Raw genomic sequence first — 20017 nt, forward strand, 5'->3', positions numbered from 1 at the left:
AGTACCCGGTGTCATTCGCACGCGCCCTGAATGACCCCGCGCCCGCACCCGCTCCCAACAACTGCGCTCGTATTAGCTGCGCGCCACACGGCGCCCTGAAGAGCAGCGCCTCGAACGACAGACATTCGACAGGGGAAACCCTGATCGCTTTGTTTTTCACAAGTGTGAAAATTAATTCATGGTTGTGAAAACTGCATTCCGCGTCATCGAGATCGTCGAACTCTTCGCCCGGGAGAAACAGCCCCTCGCGCTCTCCGAAATGGCACGGCTCCTCGACATGCCCGTGTCGAGCTGCCTCGGCCTCATCCGTACCCTCGAAGAACAGGGCTACATGTACGAAACCGGCCGCCGCCAGGGCTACTACCCCACAGGCAGGCTGCTCGCCATGGCGCAGGTCATTGCCGCGCACGACCCCGTGCTCGACCGCGTCAAGGCCACCCTCGAAGAACTGCGCGACGCCGCGCGCGAAACCGTCGTGTTCGGCAAATTCCGCGATGCGGGCCAGGTCGTCTACCTGGAAGTGCTCAGCGCACCGCAGGCCATTCGCTACTCGGCCGAGTCCGGCGAAACGCGCCCCGCCTATGCCAACTCGCTGGGCCGCGCGCTGCTGTCCACGCTCGCCCCCGAGGCGCGCCGCAAGCTGCTCGACGGCATGACGCTGGCGCCGCTGACCGACGCCACGCTCACCACCGCCGACGCCATCGAGGCCGAGCTGCAGCGCTCCGTTGCGCGCGGCTGGTACGGCAACCTCGGCGAAAGCATTCCCGACCTCATCGGCCTGGCATGGCCGCTGCGCATCGGGGGCGAGGCCTATGCCATTTCCGTCGCCGGCCCGCGCTACCGCATGGAGGCGCGCATCGAAGACATCGCGGCCATGCTGCGCTCGGCCTGCCTTGCTATCGAACCCAAGACAGAGAACCCACGATGAACACGCCCACTGCCACCAACACCGCCACTGCACCCCGCTACTTCGTCCGCGAAGCCGACATCGCCGGCTACCACCCGGCCAACCACACCGGCACGCTGAACAAGCGGCTGATTGGCCCCGAGACCGTGGGCGCGAAGCAGCTCGAAGTGTTGGTGGGCCACATCCAGAAGGGCAAGGGCGCGCTGCCGCATGCGCACCCGGGCATCGAGCAGGTCTGCTACATGCTCGAAGGCCGCGCGGTCGCCGAGGTGGGCGGCCAGCGGCAGGAGCTGAGCCCCGGCGACAGCTGCTTTTTTCCGGCCGACGCCATGCACACCTTCACGGTGGTGAGCGACGAGCCGGTGCGCGTGCTGGTCATCTACAGCCCGCCGTACGAGGAATCGCCGGAGCGCGTGATCCGGCCCTGAACCGACAACAACCCGGAGACAAGCACATGCAGCAGACAACGAAGAACGCGACTGAAGAAGAAAAAGCAGTCGCGGTGGCAAGCCGCCGCCGTTTCATTTCCATCGGTGCCGCCGCAGGCCTTGCCGGCGCCGCGCCATGGGCCTTTGCACAGGAGGGCTACCCGAAGCAGCCGATCCGCATCGTCGTGCCCTTCGCGGCCGGCAGCGGCACCGACGCGGTGGCGCGCATCACGGGGCAGATGCTCGGCGAGGCGCTGAAGGGCTCGGTCATCGTCGACAACAAGGCGGGCGCCAACGGCGTGATCGGCGCCGAGGCGGTGGCCAAGGCGGCGCCCGACGGCTACACGCTGTTCATGACCACCAACACCACGCACTCGGCCAACCCGAGCCTGATGAAGTCGCTGCCCTACGACCCGGTGAAAGACTTCGCGCCGGTCAGCCGCATGGGCAACCTGCCGTTCATGCTGGTGGTCAACAACGACCTGCCGGTGAAGAGCGTGGCCGAGTTGCTGGCCTGGGGCCGCGCGCATCCCGGCAAGCTGACCTATGCAAGTGGCAACAGCACCGGCATCGTCTGCGGCGCCACGCTGTCGCGCATGAGCGGCATTCCCATGCTGCACGTGCCCTACAAGAGTACGCCGCCGGCCATTGCCGACCTGATCGGCGGGCAGGTATCAATGATGGTGGTCGACCTGGCCGCGGGCCTTGCCACGGTGAAGGCCGGCAAGATGCGCGCGATTGCCGTCACCACGCAGGAGCGCACCAAGCTCTTTCCCGAGCTGCCGCCGCTGGCCGACACGCCGGAGCTGAAAGGCTTCGACATCACCTCGTGGAACGGCGTGTTCGCACCGGCCGGCACGCCGCGCGACATCGTGCTGAAGCTCAACAAGGCGCTGTCGGACATGGCGAACGGCGTGCCGTTTCGCGAGCGCGTCGCGAAGCTGGGCTTCGATGCGTTCGGCAGCACGCCGGAAGAGCTGGGCGCGTTCACGGTGTCGGAGCTGGCGAAGTGGAAGAAGCTGATCCAGGCCGCGGGCATTCAACCCGAATGAGCAGGGTGTTGAATTTGAATTTCTCCCTCCCCTTCCGGGGGAGGGCAGGGGTGGGGGCAAGCGGCGTACCTATTGGTCGCTCTGCCTGCCCCCATCCCAACCTTCCCCCGGAAGGGGAAGGAGCGAAGACCAAGGCATGAACACCAACGGACCCCTCGAAGGCATCCGCATCCTCGACCTCACGGCCGTGGTGATGGGCCCCTACGCCACGCAGACGCTGGGAGATCTCGGCGCCGACATCGTCAAGGTCGAGCCCCCCGCCGGCGACAACCTGCGCGCGGTCGGGCCGATGCGCCACGCCGGCATGGGCGCGATGGCGATGCACCTCAACCGCAACAAGCGTTCGATCGTGCTCGACCTGAAGCAGCCCGAGGGCCGCGAAGCCTGCCTGAAGCTTGCGGCGGGGTGCGATGCGCTCATCTACAACACGCGCCCGCAAGCGATGGCGCGGCTCGGGCTCGACTACGCGGCAGTGTCCGCGGTGAACCCGAAGATCGTCTACCTCGGTGCCTTCGGCTACGGCGAAGAAGGCCCCTACGCCGGCAAGCCCGCGTACGACGACCTGATCCAGGGCGCGGCCGGCGTGGCCTCGCTGTTCGCGCAGCAAAGCGGCGGTGCGCCGCGCTACGCGCCCGTCACGCTGGCCGACCGCGCCGTCGGCTTGCAGGCCGCCATCGCGCTGCTTGCCGCCGTGCTGCACGCGCAGCGCACCGGCAAGGGCCAGGCGGTCGAGGTGCCGATGTTCGAGGCGCTTTCGCAGTTCGTGATGGGCGACCACCTGGGCGGCCACAGCTTCGAGCCGCCGCTCGGCCCCACCGGCTATGCGCGCCTGCTGGCGGAGCACCGCAAGCCCTACGCCACGGCCGACGGCTACCTTGGCGTGCTCATCTACAACGACAAGCACTGGCAGGCCTTCTTCGACGTGATCGGCCGGCCCGAACTGCGCGCCTCGCCGATGTTCGGCACGCACACGGCGCGCGCCGCCAACATCGGCGCTGTGTACGCCTTCGTGGCCGAGGTGATGGCCACGCGCGGCAGCGACGAATGGATGGCCGCGCTCGAAGCCGCCGACATTCCGGTCGCGCGCCTGCACACCACCGAGAGCCTGCTCGACGACCCGCACCTGCGCGCCGTCGATTTCTTTCCCGAGTTCGATCACCCGAGCGAAGGCCGCATCCGCACCCTGGCGCCGGTCGGCCGCTACAGCGCCACGCCCGCCGCCATTCGCCGCCCCGCGCCGCGCATCGGCGAGCAGAGCGTCGAGCTGCTGCGCGAAGCGGGCTACGCCGACGCAGCCATCGAACGGATGCTCGCGAACGGCGTGACGCTGCAACCGGCACCGAACCCCTCCACGGACGACGACAACGACCCCTCATGAACTTCTCTCTCGACGAAGACCAGCGCTCGCTGGTCGCGGCCATCGAACGGCTGTGCGAAGACTTTCCCGCCGACTACTGGCGCGACCATGACGACCGCGCCGTGTTTCCGCACGCGTTCCACCGCGCCGTGGCCGAAAGCGGCTGGCTCGGCATCGCCATGCCCGAGGCGCAGGGCGGCGCGGGGCTCGGCATCACCGAGGCGGCGCTGATGATGCGTGCCATCAGCGCGTCGGGCGCGGGCATGTCGGGTGCGTCGGCGGTGCACATGAACATCTTCGGACTCAACCCGGTGGTGGTGTTCGGCAGCGAGGAACAGCGCCAGCGCTTCCTGCCGCCACTGATCGCGGGCACCGAGAAAGCCTGCTTCGCCGTGACCGAGCCCGACGCGGGCCTGGACACCACGAGCCTGAAGACGCAGGCGGTGCGCCAGCCCGATGGCGGCTACCTGCTGCATGGCCGCAAGATCTGGATATCGACCGCGCAGGTGGCCGACCGCATGCTGATCCTCACGCGCACCACGCCGCTGGACCAGGTGAAGAAGCCCACGCAGGGCCTCACGCTGTTCTACACGCCGCTCGACCGCAGCAAGGTCGAGGTGCGCGAGATCCACAAGCTTGGGCGTGCGGCGGTCGACTCGAACATGCTCTTCATCGACGGGCTTGCAGTGCCCGAAGAAGACCGCATCGGCGAGGAAGGGCGCGGCTTCGAATACATCCTGCACGGCCTGAACCCCGAGCGCATATTGATCGCAGCCGAGGCCATCGGCATCGGCCGCGCGGCGCTGCGCATCGCCTCGCAGTACGCGCAGGAGCGCGTGGTGTTCGGCCGGCCCATCGGCCAGAACCAGGGCGTGGCGCATCCGCTCGCGCGTGCCTGGGCCAACCTCGAGGCAGCCGACCTGATGGTGTTCAAGGCAGCCACGCTGTACGACGCGGGCGAGCCCTGCGGCATCGAGGCCAACGCCGCCAAGTACCTGGCGGCCGAGGCGGCGCACGACGCCTGCCAGAACGCCGTGCTCACGCTCGGCGGCATGGGCTATGCGAAGGAATACCACGTCGAGCGGCTGCTGCGCGAGAGCTACATTCCGCGCATCGCGCCGGTCAGTCCGCAGATGATCCTGAACTTCATCGCAGAGAAGGCGCTGGGGTTGCCGAAGTCATACTGATCCTTCACCGCAGCCGGGGCGCACCCGGCTGCGCGCGGCTGGCACCATTTGCAACCACACAGGCGCGCATTGCTACCTTCCGCGAGTTGTGTACCAAGCAGGGCATTTCCATGTGTCGGACAATGGGCGGCGGTTTCTCATCCTCCCGCGACACAAGAGACATCCCATGAAACTCCCCACCCAAGTCAAGCTTGTCGACGTTGGCCCGCGCGACGGCCTGCAGAACGAAAAGCAGCCCGTTTCCGCCGACATCAAGATCGGCCTCGTGCACCGCCTGCAGGACGCCGGGCTCATGGAGATCGAGGTCACCAGCTTCGTGAGTCCGAAGTGGGTGCCGCAGATGGCCGACAACGCCGAGGTCATGCACGGCATCGTGCGCAAGCCCGGCGTGCTCTATTCGGTGCTCACGCCCAACATGAAGGGCTTCGAGGCTGCCATCGCCGCGCCGCGCGAAGAGTGGCCCGACGAGATCGTGGTGTTCGGTGCCGCCAGCGAGGCCTTCAGCCAGAAGAACATCAACTGCTCCATCGCCGAGAGCATCGAGCGCTTCGCGCCCGTGGTGGCCGCGGCGCGCGAGAAGGGCATCCACGTGCGCGGCGCCATGTCGTGCACGGTCGGCTGCCCTTACGAAGGCGAGATCGCTCCAGCCAAGGTCGGCTACCTCGCGCAACTGATGAAGGGCATCGGCGTGCAGCGCGTGGACGTGGCCGACACCATCGGCGTGGGCACGCCGCGCAAGGTGCAGGCGGCAATGCAGGCCACGCTGGCGCACTTCGATGTCGATGCCATCTCCGGCCACTTTCACGACACCTACGGGCAGGCGCTGGTCAACACGCTGGCGGCGCTCGAGCTGGGTGTGTGGAACTTCCAGTCGTCCTCGGCCGGCCTCGGCGGCTGTCCCTACGCGAAGGGCGCGACGGGCAATGTCGCGACCGAAGACGTGGTCTACATGCTGCACGGCATGGGCATCGAGACCGGCATCGACCTCGACAAGCTGATCGACGCGGGCGTGTACATCAGCGAAGCGCTGGGCCGCGAGCCGAACTCGCGTGCGTCGAAGGCCATCCGCACCAAGCGGGCCGGATAAGCAGGGCTGGCTCTCGGGGCCGCCTGAGTGGCTGCTTCGCGCGAGCGGGGCCACGGATGGTGAGGCAGATATCACGTGGCATCGTGAAGGACTGCCGAGTCCCCTGACTCGCGAGACCGCGTCATCGAGGTCATGCGCGTACAACTCTCCCTCTGTCACTGGGAGAGCATCCGATGGGCGAGTCCAAAGAAATTGAAGTCTTTCGAAGACTGCGTTGCGCTTTCTTTGTTTGCATGACGCTTTGGGGTAATGCGGCCTGGGCGAGTGGTTCCGGCACCGCATGTAGCCACTTCGAGCAGTGCCCCAAGTCCTACATGGTGCTGTTCTCCCTGCTCGGCCCGTACTTGTTGTGGCTTGCTTGGAATACGGTATCGGGCTTTTGCAAAAATCGAGACTACCTTCGCGACCCCCAAAAAACGAAGCAAAGCAAGCCAAGGAAAAGCAAGAAAAAACAGGCGGGCAATCAGAACGAGTTGCCCTCGCCTAGGTCGGGAGACGCCAGCGTGGCGCCAGTCGATGGCCACAAGGACGCGCGCAACGAAGATTACGCTGGCTGGCTGCTCCTCGAATTGCTCGTCCTGATCATTCTGATGAGCATCTTGTTCCATTGAACGGACCGAGCCGTATCCAATCCCGTCTGCTGCACGACCACTCGGGGCCTGATAGATTCGAACGCATGTGCGGCTCTGAACTCCATTCCCTCCCCGAAGGCGTGCAACGCGTGTCCCGCGTGCTGCAGGACGCCGGGCATCCCCATTCCCCACGCATGCTCGACGACGCCTGCCGCACTGCGCAGCAGGCCGCCGATGCGCTCGGCATTTCGGTCGGGCAGATTGCCAAGAGCATCATCTTTCGCCGCAAGAGCGACGAGGTGGCGGTGCTGGTCATCACCTCGGGCGACAAGCGCGTGGACGAGAAGAAAGTCGATGCGCTGGTCGGCAAGACAGGCCGCGCCGATGCCGAGTTCGTGAAGGCGCGCACCGGCTTCACCATCGGCGGCGTGTCGCCGGTGGGGCATGTGAACAAGCCGGTGGTGCTGATCGACCGCGAGCTGTTCCGCTTCGAGGAAATCTGGGCCGCCGCGGGCCATCCGCACGCGGTGTTCCAGTTGCGCCCGCAAGACCTCGAAACGCTGACCGGCGCGCCGGTGGCGGACGTGGTGTGAACTTCGCCGAAGCGCAAACGCTGGCCGGGCGCGCGGTGGCCGTGCGCGGCCTGCCGGAAGACGTGCCTTCGCCCTGCACCTCGGTCTGCCGCATGGACCGCCTGAGCGGCTTCTGCGAGGGCTGCCTTCGCACCATTCCCGAGATCGCGGGCTGGAGCAAGATGGAAGACGAGGCCCGGCGCCACGTCTGGCGCGCGATAGAGTTGCGGGCCCGGGCCGGCATCTGGCGCGCCCCGGAAGCAGAAGCAGCAGAGGCAGCGGAAGCCGCATCCGGAGACACCCACGCATGAAGCACATCGATTTCTATCTCGACTTCATCTCGCCCTACGCGCATCTCGCGTTCGAGCACCTGCCCGAGGCGCTCGAAGGCCTGAGCTACAGCGTGGCCTACAAGCCGGTGCTGCTGGGCGCGCTGCTCAAGCAGCACGGCCAGCTCGGCCCGGCGGAAATTCCTTCGAAGCGCAGCTGGACCTACCGCCACGTGCTGTGGCTGGGCCACACGCACGGCATTCCCATCGAGATGCCGGCCTCGCATCCCTACAACCCGCTGGCGCACCTGCGGCTCGCGGTGGCCACCGGCGACGACGGCAGCATCAGCCGCCTCGTGGCCGAGACCATCTTTCGCCACGTGTGGCGCGGCGGAGAAGAAGCGGCCGACGCCACGCGCCTTGCCGCGCTGACCGAACAGCTCAAGCCGAAGCGCGAAGCCGGCAGCGAAGAGAGCAAGGCCCTGCTCAAGCGCAACACCGACGAAGCGCTGCAGCTCGGCGTGTTCGGCACGCCAGCCTATGTGGTCGATGGCCGGCTGTTCTGGGGCTTCGACGGCCTGGCGATGCTGCGCGCGTACCTGTCGGGCGATGCGTGGTTCGACGGCCCGCAATGGGCCGCCGCGGACCAGCGCCCGTCTTTGTTGCGCAGCAGCAAGGGCTGAGGACAAACCCGAGCAGGGTTTCGATTTCTTACAGGCTGAAACGCGCTCCGCGGGTTTCACCTTAATTCGTAAGCACCGGTTCAGTTTCGCGAAAGGCTCGGGTCAGTCGCGCCTCCAAGAATGCCTCACGGTCCCGCAAATGCCGGGCACCGCATGAACGCATATCTAAACAGGAGACGACCAATGGCAGCCACACTAGATTCACGGGGAGTGCCGCATCCGGCCCCCCGGCCCATGTCCGCGGAGGAAAAGAAGGTCATCTTCGCTTCCTCCCTCGGCACTGTGTTCGAGTGGTACGACTTCTACCTTTACGGCTCGCTGGCCGCGATCATTGCGAAGCAGTTCTTCAGCGGGCTGGATGCGGGCGCCGCCTTCATCTTTGCACTGCTGGCGTTTGCCGCTGGCTTCCTGGTGCGTCCGTTCGGTGCCATCGTGTTCGGCCGCCTGGGCGACATGATCGGCCGCAAGTACACCTTCCTGGTGACGATTTTGATCATGGGCCTGTCGACCTTCATCGTCGGCCTGCTGCCCAGCTACGCGACCATCGGCGTTGCCGCGCCGGTGATCCTGATCGCGTTGCGCATGCTGCAGGGCCTGGCGCTCGGCGGCGAGTACGGCGGTGCCGCCACCTACGTGGCCGAGCACTCGCCGCACGGCAAGCGCGGCGCGTACACCTCGTGGATCCAGACCACGGCCACGCTCGGCCTGTTCCTGAGCCTGATCGTCATCCTGGGCGTGCGCGAAGGCCTGGGCGAAGCGGTGTTCAACGACTGGGGCTGGCGCATTCCGTTCCTGGTGTCGATCCTGCTGCTGGGCATCTCGGTGTGGATTCGCCTGACGCTGTCGGAGTCGCCCGCGTTCCAGAAGATGAAGGCCGAGGGCAAGACCTCGAAGGCGCCGCTGTCCGAATCGTTCGGCGAATGGAAGAACCTGAAGATCGTCATTCTTGCGCTGGTCGGCCTCACGGCGGGCCAGGCGGTGGTGTGGTACTCGGGCCAGTTCTACGCGCTGTTCTTCCTGACTGCGCAACTGAAGGTCGATGCGACCACGGCCAACCTGATGATTGCCGCGGCACTGCTGCTGGGCACGCCGTTCTTCGTGATCTTCGGCACGCTGTCGGACAAGATCGGCCGCAAGCCGATCATCATGGCCGGCTGCCTGCTGGCCGTGGTCACCTACTTCCCGGTCTTCAAGATGCTGACCGAAGCCGCCAACCCCGACCTGGCCCGCGCGCAAGCCACGGCCGGCGTCACGGTGACGGCCGATCCGGCGACCTGCTCGTTCCAGGGCAACCCGGTGGCCCGCGAGATCGACTTCAAGAGCTCGTGCGACATCGCCAAGCGCTACCTGGTGCAGAACTCGGTGAGCTATGAGAACGTGGCCGGTGCACCGGGCTCGAAGGCCGTCGTGAAGATCGGCGACAAGACGGTCGAGGCGCCCGTGGGCAACGTCGTGAACTCCAAGTTCGACGAAGGCTCCGCCAAGGAAATCGCGGCCTTCAAGAAGGGCGTGGCCGAAGACCTGAAGATCGCGGGCTACCCGGCCAAGGCCGACCCCGCGAAGATCAACAAGGTGCTGACCATCCTGCTGCTGTTCTGGCTGGTGCTGCTGGTGACCATGGTCTACGGTCCCATCGCCGCGATGCTGGTCGAACTGTTCCCCACACGCATCCGCTACACCTCGATGAGCCTGCCGTACCACATCGGCAACGGCTGGTTCGGTGGCCTGCTGCCGACCACGGCCTTCGCCATCGTGGCGTCGACCGGCAACATGTACAACGGCCTCTGGTACCCGATCATCATCGCGGGCATCACGCTGGTGATCGGCACGCTGTTCATCCGCGAAACCAAGGACGTGGACATCTACGCCAACGACTGAGTTCCAGCCGCAAGGGAGGGCTTCGGCCCTCCGTTCAACAAAGAGGCTTCATGCCACGCGGCATGAGGCCTTTTTCTTGAACGCATTCATTCATCCATCACCCATTCAGGAGACAACACCCATGTGGAAAATCGTCGTCGGCTTCGTCATCTTTGCCGCCATCTCGCTGTACGTGATCTCCAAGGCCGGCGACAAGGTCGACATGTCGGGCGAAAAGCACGGCGGCGATTCGGCCACCCACGAACCCGCGCCGGCCGCCGCGCCGAAGTAAGCCTGGGGGCGAGCCTACCTTTTGAAGCGGCCGTCGCTCACGATCGACAGGTCGACGTAGTCGATGCCCGTGTGGTCGGTCGGCGAGTAGCTCACGTCGAGCCCGCCGCCCAGGTCGTACTGGAAGCCGTTGAGCGTGGCGATGAGCTTGGCGCGCGTGGGCTTCGGCCCGGTGCGGCGCAGTGCCTCCACCATCACCTTGGTGGCCACGAAGCCTTCGAGCAGCGCGGGCGACAACTCGTTCTGGCCCTTGGCCTTGGCGAGCGCCATCGCTTCCTTGATGAGCGGGTGGCCGAACGAGCGCTCGTAGGGCAGCACCTGCGTGACGATCACGCCCGCGCTGGCCGAGCCCAGTTCCTTGATGAAGCCCGAGGCCGCGTTGTTCGACAGCGTGATGATCTGCGCCGCCGAGCCCGCGGCGCGCAGCGCCTTCACGCCTTCGGTCACCGCGGTGCCCGAGCCGATCCACAGCACGGCCTGTGCATTGGCCTTGGTCAGCTGCGGAATGATGGCCGCGTAGTCCGGCTTGTTGCGGTCGGCCAGTGCCAGCACGATGGGCTTGAGGTTGGCTTTCTCGAAGCCCTTGGTCGCGCCTTCCATTGCGTCCTTGCCGAACGAGTCGTCGGCCTGCACCACGGCAATGCGCTGGATACCGGTGGTCTGCAAATGCTGCACGGCCTTTTCGGCCTCGCGCTGGTAGGTCGAGCGCACGTTGAAGATGTTCTTCTGCAGCGGCTTGTGCAGTGCCATGGCGCCGGTCGAGGGGCCGACCAGCGCCACGCCGTATTTTTCGAGCAGCGGAATCACCGCCAGCGTATTGGGCGTGCCGCGGTTCAGCAGCAGCGCCACGACCTTCTTGTCTTCGATCAGGATGCGCGAGTTTTCCAGCGAGCGCTTGGCATCGAGGCCATCGTCCAGCCGGATCACCTCGATCTGCTCGCCGTTGATGCCGCCCTGGGCATTCACCTGGTCGATGACCAGTTGCGAGCCCATGATGGTTTCCTTCACGCTGGCCGCCACCGGCCCCGACAGGTCGGCCGACTGGCCGATGAGGATCTGTGCCGATGCACAGGGAACCACCGTCGCCAGGAGAAGCGCAACGGCGCAGGACGTGAACGTCTTCTTCATCAAGCAAAGCCTTTCCGCGAGGCGAACGCCCCTGTCAGCAGGTGTGTAATGTGTTGCTGAAAGTGACAAATCGCTAGATCGCGGAAACCCTGTCAAACCATTGTTTCCAGCGTCCAAAAAGAAGCGGCCCGCCGTGTGACCGGCGGGCCGCTTGCATGGGGTGTGGCGGGCGTGGAGGGGGTGAAGCTCAGCGCTTGAAGCGCCCGTCGCTGATGATCGACAGGTCCGCGAAGTCGATCCCGCTGTGGTCGGTCGGCGAATAGCTCACCTCCAGCCCGCCGCCCAGGTCGTAGCCGCGGATGGTTTCCAGCGCTGCGACCACCTTGGCGCGCGTGGGCTTGGGGCCCGCGCGGCGCAGTGCCTCCACCAGGATCTTGGCCGAGGCAAAGCCTTCGAGCGCGGCCGGCGACAGCTCGGCCTGGCCCTTGGCCTTCGCCAGCGCCAGGGCTTCCTTCACCATCGGCTGGCCGATGGCGCGTTCGCTCGGGAACACCTGCGTGACGATCACGCCTCTGCTGGCCTCGCCCAGCTGCTTGATGAAGCCCGACGACGCGTTGTTCGACAGCGTGACCACCTGCGCCGCGGAGCCGGCGGCGCGCAGCGCCTTGATGCCATCGACCACCGCCACGCCGGAGCCGATCCACAGCACGGCCTGTGCGTTGGCGTCCTTGATGGCCGGCACGATGGCCTTGTAGTCGGGCTTGTCGCGGTCGGCGGGCACCGTCACGATGGGCTTGGCCTTGCCCTTGGCGAAGCCGGTCATGGCGCCTTCGAGCGCGTCTTGCCCGAACGAGTCGGTCACGTAGACCACGGCAATGCGCGTGAGGCCGATGGTCAGCAGGTGCTGCACCGCCTTCTCGGCCTCGCGCTGGTAGGTGGCGCGCACGTTGAACACGTGCTTTTGCAGCGGCTTGTGCAGCACCATCGCGCCGGTGGACGGGCCGATGAGCGCCACGTCGTTCTTGTCGAGCCACGGAATGATGGCCTGCGAATGCGGCGTGCCGCGGCTCATGAAGAGCGCCAGCACCTTCTTGTCTTCGATGAGGATGCGGGCGTTCTCGCCGGCGCGCTTGACGTCGAAGCCGTCGTCCATGCGCAGCACCTCGATCTTCTCGCCATGGATGCCGCCCTGGGCATTGGCCGCGTCGATCACCAGTTGCGCGCCGCCGATGGTCTCGTTCACGCTGGCGGCCACCGAGCCGGTCATGCCCGCGGTCTGGCCGATCAGCAGCTGGGCCGACGCGCTCATGGCGGTCAGTGCCAGCAGGGCGGTGGCGCAAAGCGCGCGCATCTTCGTCATGGAAACCTCTCCGGAAATTTATGCAAACAAACGTCGTATTTGTTTCTGAAAGTGTCTTCAATGCCATCCAGACAAACCCCTGCGCAGGCACCAAGCTTGTGACGCACTGCACAAGGACGTCACGGGTCACTCCCTAGAATGTTTGCCCCACCCCCCAAGGCACTCATGACACAGGGCTCCATCCGGATTCGCGGCGCGCGCCAGCACAATCTCCAGAACCTCGACCTCGACATCCGCACTGGCGAGATGACCGTGGTAACCGGGCCCAGCGGCTCGGGCAAATCGAGTCTCGTGTTCGACACCCTCTATGCCGAAGGCCAGCGGCGCTACGTGGAGACCTTCTCCGCCTACGCCCGCCAGTTCCTGGACCGCATGGACAAGCCGGCCGTCGACAAGGTGGAGGGCGTGCCGCCCGCCATTGCCATCGACCAGACCAACCCGGTGCGCTCGTCGCGCTCCACGGTCGGCACCATGACCGAGCTGAACGACCACCTGAAGCTGTTGTTCGCGCGCGCGGCCAATCTGTTCGACCGCGAGACCGCGCTGCCGGTGCGGCACGATTCGCCCGACAGCATCTATGCGCAGATCGTCGAGCGCGCGGCCGCCGCGGGCGATCCGCGGTTGGTGGTCACCTTCCCGGTCGAGTTGCCGGCCAGCACCACCGCCGACGAGGTTACGCAGTGGCTGTCGGCCAGCGGCTTCACGCGCGTGCAGTCAGAGCGCGAGGTGGCCACGCCCACCGGGCCGCGCAAGGTGCTCGACGTGGTGGCCGACCGCTTCCGCGTGTCGAGCGGCGAGCGGGCCCGCGTGGTCGAGGCCATCGAGGTGGCGCTGAAGCGCGGCAGCGGGCGCGTCACGGTGCATGCGCTGGCGGCCGACGAGTCCACGCCGCCCGATGTGTGGAAGTTCTCGACCGGGCTGCATTGCCCCGAGAGCGACATCCGCTACGCCGACCCGATTCCGTCGATGTTCTCGTTCAACTCGGCCGTGGGCGCCTGCGACACCTGCCGCGGCTTCGGCCGCGTGATCGGCGTCGACCTGGGCCTGGTGATCCCGAACGACAAGCTCACGCTGCGCGCCGGTGCCATCAAGACCATCCAGACGCCGGCCTGGAAAGAAGCGCAGGACGACCTCATGCGCCACGCCGAGGCCGCCGGCATTCCGCGCGACACGCCCTGGAACAAACTCACCGAGGAGCAGAAGCACTGGGTGATCGAGGGCACGCCCAACTACAAGGAAGGCAACTGGAACAAGCAGTGGTACGGCGTGCGCCGCTTCTTCGCCTACCTGGAGAGCAAGGCCTACAAGATGCACATCCGCGTGCTCTTGTCGAAGTACCGCAGCTACACGCCGTGCCCCACCTGCAGCGGCGCGCGCCTGAAGCTCGACAGCCTGATCTGGCGCATCGGCAGCAAGGACCACGCCGATGCGGTGCTGCCGCCCGAAAAGCGCTTCATGCCAACCGGCGCCAAGTGGACGCGCGCGCAACTGGAGGCCTTGCCGGGCCTGTGCCTGCATGACCTGATGCTGCTGCCCATCGAACGGCTGCGGCGCTTCTTCGACCGCGTGGAGCGCCACGGCAACGGCAACGCCGCGAACGAAGGCGACACGCAGGCCCTCAAGCTGCTGTTCGACGAAATCACCACGCGCCTGCGCTACCTGCACGACGTCGGCATCGGCTACCTCACGCTCGACCGCCAGAGCCGCACGCTGAGCGGCGGCGAGGTGCAGCGCATCAACCTCACGACGGCGCTTGGCACTTCGCTGGTCAACACGCTGTTCGTGCTCGACGAGCCCAGCATCGGCCTGCATCCGCGCGACATGAACCGCATCACCGAGGCCATGCTGCGCCTGCGTGATGCCGGCAACACGCTGGTGGTGGTCGAGCACGACCCGGCCGTCATGCTGGCGGCCGACCGCGTGATCGACATGGGTCCCGGCCCCGGTATCCGCGGCGGGCAGATCGTGTTCGACGGCACCACAGACATGCTGCGCGACGCCGACACGCTCACCGGCCAGTACCTGGGCGGGCGCAAGAAAATCGGCATGGGCTTCAAGCGGCTCGTGAGCGAGAACACGCACCGGCTCATCCTGGAAGGCGTGCGCGAGCACAACCTGCAGAACATCACGGTCGAGTTTCCGCTGGCGCGCCTTGTGTGCGTGACCGGCGTCAGCGGCTCCGGCAAGTCGACGCTCATTCAGGACGTGCTGGCGCCGGCGCTCATGCGCCACTTCGGCAAGGCCACCGAAACGCCGGGTGCGCACGACCGCATGCTCGGTGCCGATCACCTGGGCGACGTGGTGTTCGTCGATCAGTCGCCCATCGGCAAGACGGCGCGTTCCAACCCCGCGAGCTACGTGGGCGCGTGGGACGCCATCCGCGAAATCTTTGCCACGGCGGCGTTGTCGCGCCAGCGCGGCTACACGGCCAGCAAGTTCAGCTTCAACTCCGGCGACGGGCGCTGCCCGACCTGCGGCGGCTCGGGCTTCGAGCACGTCGAAATGCAGTTCCTGTCCGACGTGTACCTGCGCTGCCCCGATTGCGACGGCAAGCGCTACCGCCCCGAAATTCTTGAAGTGCGCGTGGAGCGCAAGGGCAAGAACTACAACGTGGCCGACGTGCTCGACCTCACCGTGGCCGAAGCGGCCAGCGTGTTCGAGGCCGACCGCGACGTGCTGCGCGTGCTGCAGCCCATCTCCGACGTGGGGCTCGACTACGTGAAGCTCGGCCAGCCCGTGCCCACGCTGTCCGGCGGCGAGGCGCAGCGCCTGAAGCTCGCAGGCTTCCTGGCCGAGGCCGCGAAGAGCGCGACCGCCAGCAAGCAGTCGGTCGCGCGCAAGGGCACGCTGTTTTTGTTCGACGAGCCGACCACCGGCCTGCACTTTGACGACATCGCGCGGCTGATGCGCGCGCTGCGCAAGCTGCTCGACGCCGGCCATTCGCTGGTGGTGATCGAGCACAACCTCGACGTGATCCGCGCGAGCGACTGGCTGATCGACCTCGGCCCCGAAGGCGGCGAGGGCGGTGGCCAGGTGGTGGCCGAAGGCACGCCCGAGCAGTTGCGCGAGAACCGCGCCTCGCTCACCGGCGCGGCGCTGGCTGACTACGAACTGGCCATCGGCCCCGACGCCTACAAGGTGGCCGAGCGCGCGGCGCGCCGCTACATCGCCAACGCGAAGACGGCGCCGGGCAGCAACGCCATCGAGATCGTGAATGCGCGCGAGCACAACCTGAAGAACCTGAGCGTCGATATTCCGCGCGGCAAGTTCAGCGTGGTGACGGGCGTCAGCGGCTCGGGCAAGTCGACGCTGGCCTTCGACATCCTGTTCAACGAAGGGCAGCGGCGGTATCTGGAATCGCTCAACGCCTATGCGCGCAGCATCGTGCAGCCGGCGGGCCGGCCCGAGGTCGATGCGGTGTACGGCATTCCGCCGACCGTGGCCATCGAGCAGCGCCTGTCGCGCGGCGGCCGCAAGAGCACGGTGGGCACCACCACCGAGGTGTGGCACTTCCTGCGCCTGCTGTACGTCAAGCTGGGCATCCAGCATTGCATCCACGACGGCGCGGCCGTGCAGCCGCAGACGCCCGACAGCATCGCCGCGCAGCTGATGCGCAACTTCAAGGGCCAGCACATCGGCCTGCTCGCGCCGCTGGTGAGCAACCGCAAGGGCGTGTACACCGAGCTGGCCGACTGGGCGCGGCCGCGCGGCTTTACCCACCTGCGCGTGGACGGCGACTTTCTGCCGACCACGGGCTTCCCGCGCATCGACCGCTTCAAGGAGCACAGCATCGAGCTGCCGGTGGCCAGCCTCGACGTGCTGCCCTCCAAGGAGACCGAGCTGCGCGAGGCGCTGACCCGGGCGCTCGAACACGGCAAGGGCGTGGTGCATGTGCTGAGCGACCTCGACGGCCTGCGCGCCGCGATGATGGCCGGCGTGTCGGCCGTGGGCATTGGCCGCGTCAACGTGTTTTCCACGCTGCGCGCCTGCCCGATCTGCAGCACCAGCTATGCCGAGCTCGACCCGCGCCTGTTCAGCTACAACAGCAAGCACGGCTGGTGCCCCGACTGCGTGGGCACGGGCGTCAAGCTCAGCAAGGACCAGCGCAAGGTCTTCGACGACTCCATTCGCGACGACGACAACAAGGGCCGCGAACAGACCTTCGCCGAGCCCGAGGTCGAAGACCTGGCCGACACCGCCTGTCCGACCTGCCAGGGCATGCGCCTGAACGCCACGGCGCGCGCCGTGGGCTTCGGCACCGCGGCCGACGGCTCCGGCGGCATCGGCATCACCGAGCTGGCGCGCATGAGCGTGACCGAGGTGCGGCAGTGGTTCGAAGGGCTGGTGCTCAAGGGCCGCGAATCGGAAATCGCGCGCGACCTGGTGCCGGAAATCAAGAGCCGCCTCGAATTCCTCGAAGAGGTGGGCCTGGGCTACCTCACGCTCGACCGTGGCGCGCCCACGCTGAGCGGCGGCGAGGCCCAGCGCATCCGCCTGGCGGCGCAGCTCGGCAGCAACCTGCAGGGCGTGTGCTACGTGCTCGACGAGCCGACCATCGGCCTGCATGCGCGCGACAACCAGATATTGCTGAACGCGCTGCACAAGCTCGGCGAGAAGGGCAACACGCTGGTGGTGGTGGAGCACGACGAAGACACCATCCGCCGTGCCGACCACATCATCGACATCGGTCCGAGCGCGGGCAAGCGTGGTGGGCGGCTGGTGGCCGAAGGCTCGGTGAGCGACATCGAGGCGGCGGGCGAATCGCAGACCGGGCGGTATCTGCGCGATGCGATCAGGCATCCGTTGCAGGCGCGGCGTCTTGTCCCTCTCCCTCCCCTTCCGGGGGAGGGCCGGGGAGGGGGCGCGACGGCCTCGAAGAAGAGCGCCGGGCGTGCAAGCGCCGCGAGCCCCCACCCCAACCCTCCCCCGGGAGGGGAGGGAGCAAGTCAGGGAGAGGGCGCGACAGCCAACGCATGGCTCACCGTGCATGGCGCCGACCTGCACAACCTGCAGGACATCACCGCCACGCTGCCGCTGCATCGCCTCGTGGTGGTCACCGGCGTCAGCGGCTCGGGCAAGTCCACGCTGGCGCGCGACGTGCTGCTGGCCAACGTGCAGGGCATCGTCATCCAGCGCATGACCAAGGCCGGCCGCGATGCCGACGCCGCGGGCAAGCGCCCGGCGTGGGCCGGCTGCAGCGGCGTCGACGGCTACGAAGCCATCGACCGCGTGCTCGAAGTCGACCAGACCCCCATCGGCAAGACGCCGCGCAGCTGCCCGGCCACCTACATCGGCTTCTGGGACACCATCCGCAAGCTGTTCGCCGACACGCTCGAAGCCAAGGCGCGCGGCTACGGCCCGGCGCGCTTCAGCTTCAACACCGGCGAAGGCCGCTGCCCGGGGTGCGATGGCGCCGGCGTGCGCACCATCGAGATGAGCTTCCTGCCCGACGTCAAGGTGCCTTGCGAGGTCTGCCACGGCGCGCGCTTCAACCCCGAGACGCTGGCCGTGAGCTGGCGCGGCAAGAGCATCGGCGACGTGCTGCAGATGGAAGTGGACGAAGCCGTGGAGTTCTTCGCGGCCATGCCCAACATCAGCCATCCGCTGCAGTTGCTGAAAGACGTGGGGCTGGGCTACCTCACGCTGGGCCAGCCGTCGCCTACGCTGTCGGGCGGCGAGGCGCAGCGCATCAAGCTGGTGACCGAGCTGGCCAAGGTGCGCGACGACATCACGCGCCGCGGGCAGAAGGCGCCGCACACGCTCTACGTGCTCGATGAGCCGACCGTGGGCCTGCACATGGCCGACGTCGAGAAGCTGATCCACGTGTTGCACCGGCTGGTGAACGGCGGCCACAGCGTGGTGGTGATCGAGCACGACCTCGACGTGATCGCCGAGGCCGACTGGATCATCGACCTGGGGCCCGAAGGCGGCAACGCCGGCGGGCGCATCGTGGCGGCGGCACCGCCTGAAGAGGTGGTGCGGCTGGGCACGCACACCGGCGTGGCACTGGCGCCGGTGCTGGCGCGCTAAAGGTTCGGCGGGAACGTGAAGAGCGCGTGGAAAGGCGCGCGGCAGTTTGCGCGCACGCCTTTCCACCTGAATGCATAGGCCTTTCGTGGGCCTCGCCACGCACATGAAAAGCGGCGCACAATGGCTTCAATCCCTGGCGCAGGCGCACCCTGAATCAGCCATGGTGAAGTGAACCGCACGAAGGGGTGAAGCGCCGCGCCGGGCTACGCAAGGAGCCTCGCCATGACCCGCTTCATCGATGTTCACAGCCTGGTCCGCCTGGTGGACGAGACCGGCGTTCCGCAATTCCTCGAGGCGCTGTCCGACGCCTTGCGCGACGATTTTTTGCGCTGGCGCGAGTTCGACAAGAAGGCGCGCGTGGCCAGCCATTCGCACCTCGGCGTGATCGAGCTGATGCCCGTGGCCGACGACGGCGCCTATGCCTTCAAGTACGTCAACGGCCACCCCCACAACACGCAGGTCGGGCTGCCGACCGTCATGGCTTTCGGCGTGCTGGCCGAGGTCGACACCGGCTATCCGGTGCTGCTGTCGGAGCTCACCCTCACCACCGCGTTGCGCACCGCCGCCACATCGGCCATGGCCGCGCAGGCGCTGGCGCGGCCCGACTCCCGCAGCCTGGCGCTGATCGGCAACGGCTCGCAGAGCGAGTTCCAGGCGCTGGCCTTCCATGCGCTGCTGGGCATCGAGGAAGTGCGCGTGTTCGACACCGACGCGCGCGCCACCGACAAGCTGGTGCGCCACCTGTCGGCCTGCACGCCGCTGGAGATCGTGCGCGCGCGTTCCGTGGCCGAGGCCGTGCGCGGTGCCGACATCGTTACCACCATCACCGCCTACCAGGGCCGTGCCACCGTGCTCACGCCCGACATGATCGAGCCGGGCATGCACATCAATGCCGTGGGCGGCGACTCGCCCGACAAGACCGAGCTGCACCCCGACGTGCTGCGCATGGCGCGCGTGTTCGTCGAGTACGAGCCGCAGACCCGTGTCGAGGGTGAGATCCAGCAGCTGCCCGCCGACTTTCCGGTGCACGAACTGTGGCGCGTGCTGCTCGGCGAAGTGCCCGGCCGCGAAAGCCCGGCGCAGGTCACGCTGTTCGATTCGGTCGGCTTCGCACTCGAGGACTACACCGCGCTGCGCTACATCCAGCGCATTGCCAGCGAGCGCGGCATCGGCCAGGAGATCGCGCTGGTGCCCGAACTGGACGACCCGAAGGACCTGTTCGGCCTGACCGCGTCGGGCCGGCGCCGGGCCGTGCTGCGGCGTGCGGCATGATCGGCGGCATCGTCGATCACGCCAT

The 20017-nt window shown here is 67.0% G+C and carries 17 protein-coding genes; 15 read left to right on the forward strand and 2 right to left on the reverse strand.

What is annotated here, in order from left to right; all coding sequences use genetic code 11:
- From DBV14_RS33650 to DBV14_RS33515, 13 genes are all read left to right on the forward strand, one after another.
- On the forward strand, positions 1-188 hold a 188-nt coding region (locus DBV14_RS33650), incomplete at its 5' end, for a hypothetical protein (protein WP_221621926.1).
- Complete coding sequence (locus DBV14_RS27435) at positions 179-928, forward strand: IclR family transcriptional regulator (protein WP_124464116.1); 750 nt, start codon at positions 179-181, stop codon at positions 926-928. The genes DBV14_RS33650 and DBV14_RS27435, both read left to right, overlap by 10 nt.
- Entirely contained in the window at positions 925-1335 is a 411-nt protein-coding gene (locus DBV14_RS27440; RefSeq protein WP_124464118.1) for a cupin domain-containing protein, read from the forward strand. Before DBV14_RS27435 ends, DBV14_RS27440 begins: the two co-directional genes overlap by 4 nt.
- A 26-nt stretch (positions 1336-1361) precedes the next feature.
- Positions 1362-2387, forward strand: a complete 1026-nt coding sequence (locus DBV14_RS27445; RefSeq protein ID WP_124464119.1) for a tripartite tricarboxylate transporter substrate binding protein — start codon at positions 1362-1364, stop codon at positions 2385-2387.
- Between the two features lie 136 nt (positions 2388-2523).
- Positions 2524-3765, forward strand: a complete 1242-nt coding sequence (locus DBV14_RS27450; protein ID WP_124464121.1) for a CaiB/BaiF CoA-transferase family protein — start codon at positions 2524-2526, stop codon at positions 3763-3765.
- Positions 3762-4931, forward strand: a complete 1170-nt coding sequence (locus DBV14_RS27455) for an acyl-CoA dehydrogenase family protein (RefSeq protein WP_124464123.1) — start codon at positions 3762-3764, stop codon at positions 4929-4931. The genes DBV14_RS27450 and DBV14_RS27455 overlap by 4 nt, the downstream gene beginning before the upstream one ends.
- Before the next feature lie 166 nt (positions 4932-5097).
- Positions 5098-6018, forward strand: a complete 921-nt coding sequence (locus tag DBV14_RS27460; RefSeq protein ID WP_124464125.1) for a hydroxymethylglutaryl-CoA lyase — start codon at positions 5098-5100, stop codon at positions 6016-6018.
- A 173-nt stretch (positions 6019-6191) separates the two neighbouring features.
- The gene (locus tag DBV14_RS27465; protein ID WP_124464127.1) at positions 6192-6629 is read left to right on the forward strand and encodes a hypothetical protein; all 438 of its coding nucleotides are present in this window, start codon (positions 6192-6194) and stop codon (positions 6627-6629) included.
- A gap of 65 nt (positions 6630-6694) precedes the next feature.
- Complete coding sequence (locus tag DBV14_RS27470; protein WP_124464129.1) at positions 6695-7183, forward strand: YbaK/EbsC family protein; 489 nt, start codon at positions 6695-6697, stop codon at positions 7181-7183.
- Positions 7180-7473 carry a DUF1289 domain-containing protein gene (locus DBV14_RS27475; protein WP_124464131.1) on the forward strand — a complete coding sequence of 98 codons (294 nt, stop codon included), beginning with the start codon at positions 7180-7182 and terminating at the stop codon, positions 7471-7473. The genes DBV14_RS27470 and DBV14_RS27475 overlap by 4 nt, the downstream gene beginning before the upstream one ends.
- A complete protein-coding gene (locus DBV14_RS27480) occupies positions 7470-8114 on the forward strand; it encodes a 2-hydroxychromene-2-carboxylate isomerase (protein WP_124464133.1) in 645 nt (214 codons plus the stop codon). Before DBV14_RS27475 ends, DBV14_RS27480 begins: the two co-directional genes overlap by 4 nt.
- A gap of 183 nt (positions 8115-8297) precedes the next feature.
- Complete coding sequence (locus tag DBV14_RS27485) at positions 8298-9992, forward strand: MFS transporter (protein WP_124464135.1); 1695 nt, start codon at positions 8298-8300, stop codon at positions 9990-9992.
- Between the two features lie 121 nt (positions 9993-10113).
- Positions 10114-10263, forward strand: a complete 150-nt coding sequence (locus tag DBV14_RS33515; protein ID WP_185546142.1) for a hypothetical protein — start codon at positions 10114-10116, stop codon at positions 10261-10263.
- A 14-nt stretch (positions 10264-10277) separates the two neighbouring features.
- Here DBV14_RS33515 and DBV14_RS27490 read toward each other — a convergent pair whose 3' ends face one another.
- Together DBV14_RS27490 and DBV14_RS27495 are read right to left on the reverse strand one after the other, a co-directional pair.
- Entirely contained in the window at positions 10278-11390 is a 1113-nt protein-coding gene (locus DBV14_RS27490) for an ABC transporter substrate-binding protein (RefSeq protein ID WP_185546143.1), read from the reverse strand.
- Between the two features lie 187 nt (positions 11391-11577).
- Positions 11578-12690, reverse strand: a complete 1113-nt coding sequence (locus DBV14_RS27495; protein ID WP_124464139.1) for an ABC transporter substrate-binding protein — start codon at positions 12688-12690, stop codon at positions 11578-11580.
- Positions 12691-12855: 165 nt separating this feature from the next.
- On the opposite strand from DBV14_RS27495, the gene uvrA reads away from it, so the two are divergent.
- The gene (gene uvrA, locus DBV14_RS27500; protein ID WP_124464141.1) at positions 12856-18720 is read left to right on the forward strand and encodes an excinuclease ABC subunit UvrA; all 5865 of its coding nucleotides are present in this window, start codon (positions 12856-12858) and stop codon (positions 18718-18720) included.
- A gap of 222 nt (positions 18721-18942) precedes the next feature.
- Positions 18943-19992: an ornithine cyclodeaminase gene (locus DBV14_RS27505; protein WP_124464143.1), complete on the forward strand. Its 1050-nt coding sequence runs from the start codon at positions 18943-18945 to the stop codon at positions 19990-19992.
- Positions 19993-20017: the final 25 nt, after the last annotated feature.

It is taken from the genome of Variovorax sp. KBW07, from assembly GCF_003852515.1.
Classification (GTDB): Bacteria; Pseudomonadota; Gammaproteobacteria; order Burkholderiales; family Burkholderiaceae_C; genus Variovorax.

What these genes read in the sequence shown, in the direction of transcription:
- DBV14_RS27435 (WP_124464116.1), top strand. Translation starts at nt 179, where the DNA reads ATGGTTGTGAAAACTGCATTCCGCGTCATCGAGATCGTCGAACTCTTC.
- DBV14_RS27440 (WP_124464118.1), top strand. Translation starts at nt 925, where the DNA reads ATGAACACGCCCACTGCCACCAACACCGCCACTGCACCCCGCTACTTC.
- DBV14_RS27445 (WP_124464119.1), top strand. Translation starts at nt 1,362, where the DNA reads ATGCAGCAGACAACGAAGAACGCGACTGAAGAAGAAAAAGCAGTCGCG.
- DBV14_RS27450 (WP_124464121.1), top strand. Translation starts at nt 2,524, where the DNA reads ATGAACACCAACGGACCCCTCGAAGGCATCCGCATCCTCGACCTCACG.
- DBV14_RS27455 (WP_124464123.1), top strand. Translation starts at nt 3,762, where the DNA reads ATGAACTTCTCTCTCGACGAAGACCAGCGCTCGCTGGTCGCGGCCATC.
- DBV14_RS27460 (WP_124464125.1), top strand. Translation starts at nt 5,098, where the DNA reads ATGAAACTCCCCACCCAAGTCAAGCTTGTCGACGTTGGCCCGCGCGAC.
- DBV14_RS27465 (WP_124464127.1), top strand. Translation starts at nt 6,192, where the DNA reads ATGGGCGAGTCCAAAGAAATTGAAGTCTTTCGAAGACTGCGTTGCGCT.
- DBV14_RS27470 (WP_124464129.1), top strand. Translation starts at nt 6,695, where the DNA reads ATGTGCGGCTCTGAACTCCATTCCCTCCCCGAAGGCGTGCAACGCGTG.
- DBV14_RS27480 (WP_124464133.1), top strand. Translation starts at nt 7,470, where the DNA reads ATGAAGCACATCGATTTCTATCTCGACTTCATCTCGCCCTACGCGCAT.
- DBV14_RS27485 (WP_124464135.1), top strand. Translation starts at nt 8,298, where the DNA reads ATGGCAGCCACACTAGATTCACGGGGAGTGCCGCATCCGGCCCCCCGG.
- DBV14_RS33515 (WP_185546142.1), top strand. Translation starts at nt 10,114, where the DNA reads ATGTGGAAAATCGTCGTCGGCTTCGTCATCTTTGCCGCCATCTCGCTG.
- DBV14_RS27490 (WP_185546143.1), bottom strand. Translation starts at nt 11,390, where the DNA reads ATGAAGAAGACGTTCACGTCCTGCGCCGTTGCGCTTCTCCTGGCGACG.
- DBV14_RS27495 (WP_124464139.1), bottom strand. Translation starts at nt 12,690, where the DNA reads ATGACGAAGATGCGCGCGCTTTGCGCCACCGCCCTGCTGGCACTGACC.
- uvrA (WP_124464141.1), top strand. Translation starts at nt 12,856, where the DNA reads ATGACACAGGGCTCCATCCGGATTCGCGGCGCGCGCCAGCACAATCTC.
- DBV14_RS27505 (WP_124464143.1), top strand. Translation starts at nt 18,943, where the DNA reads ATGACCCGCTTCATCGATGTTCACAGCCTGGTCCGCCTGGTGGACGAG.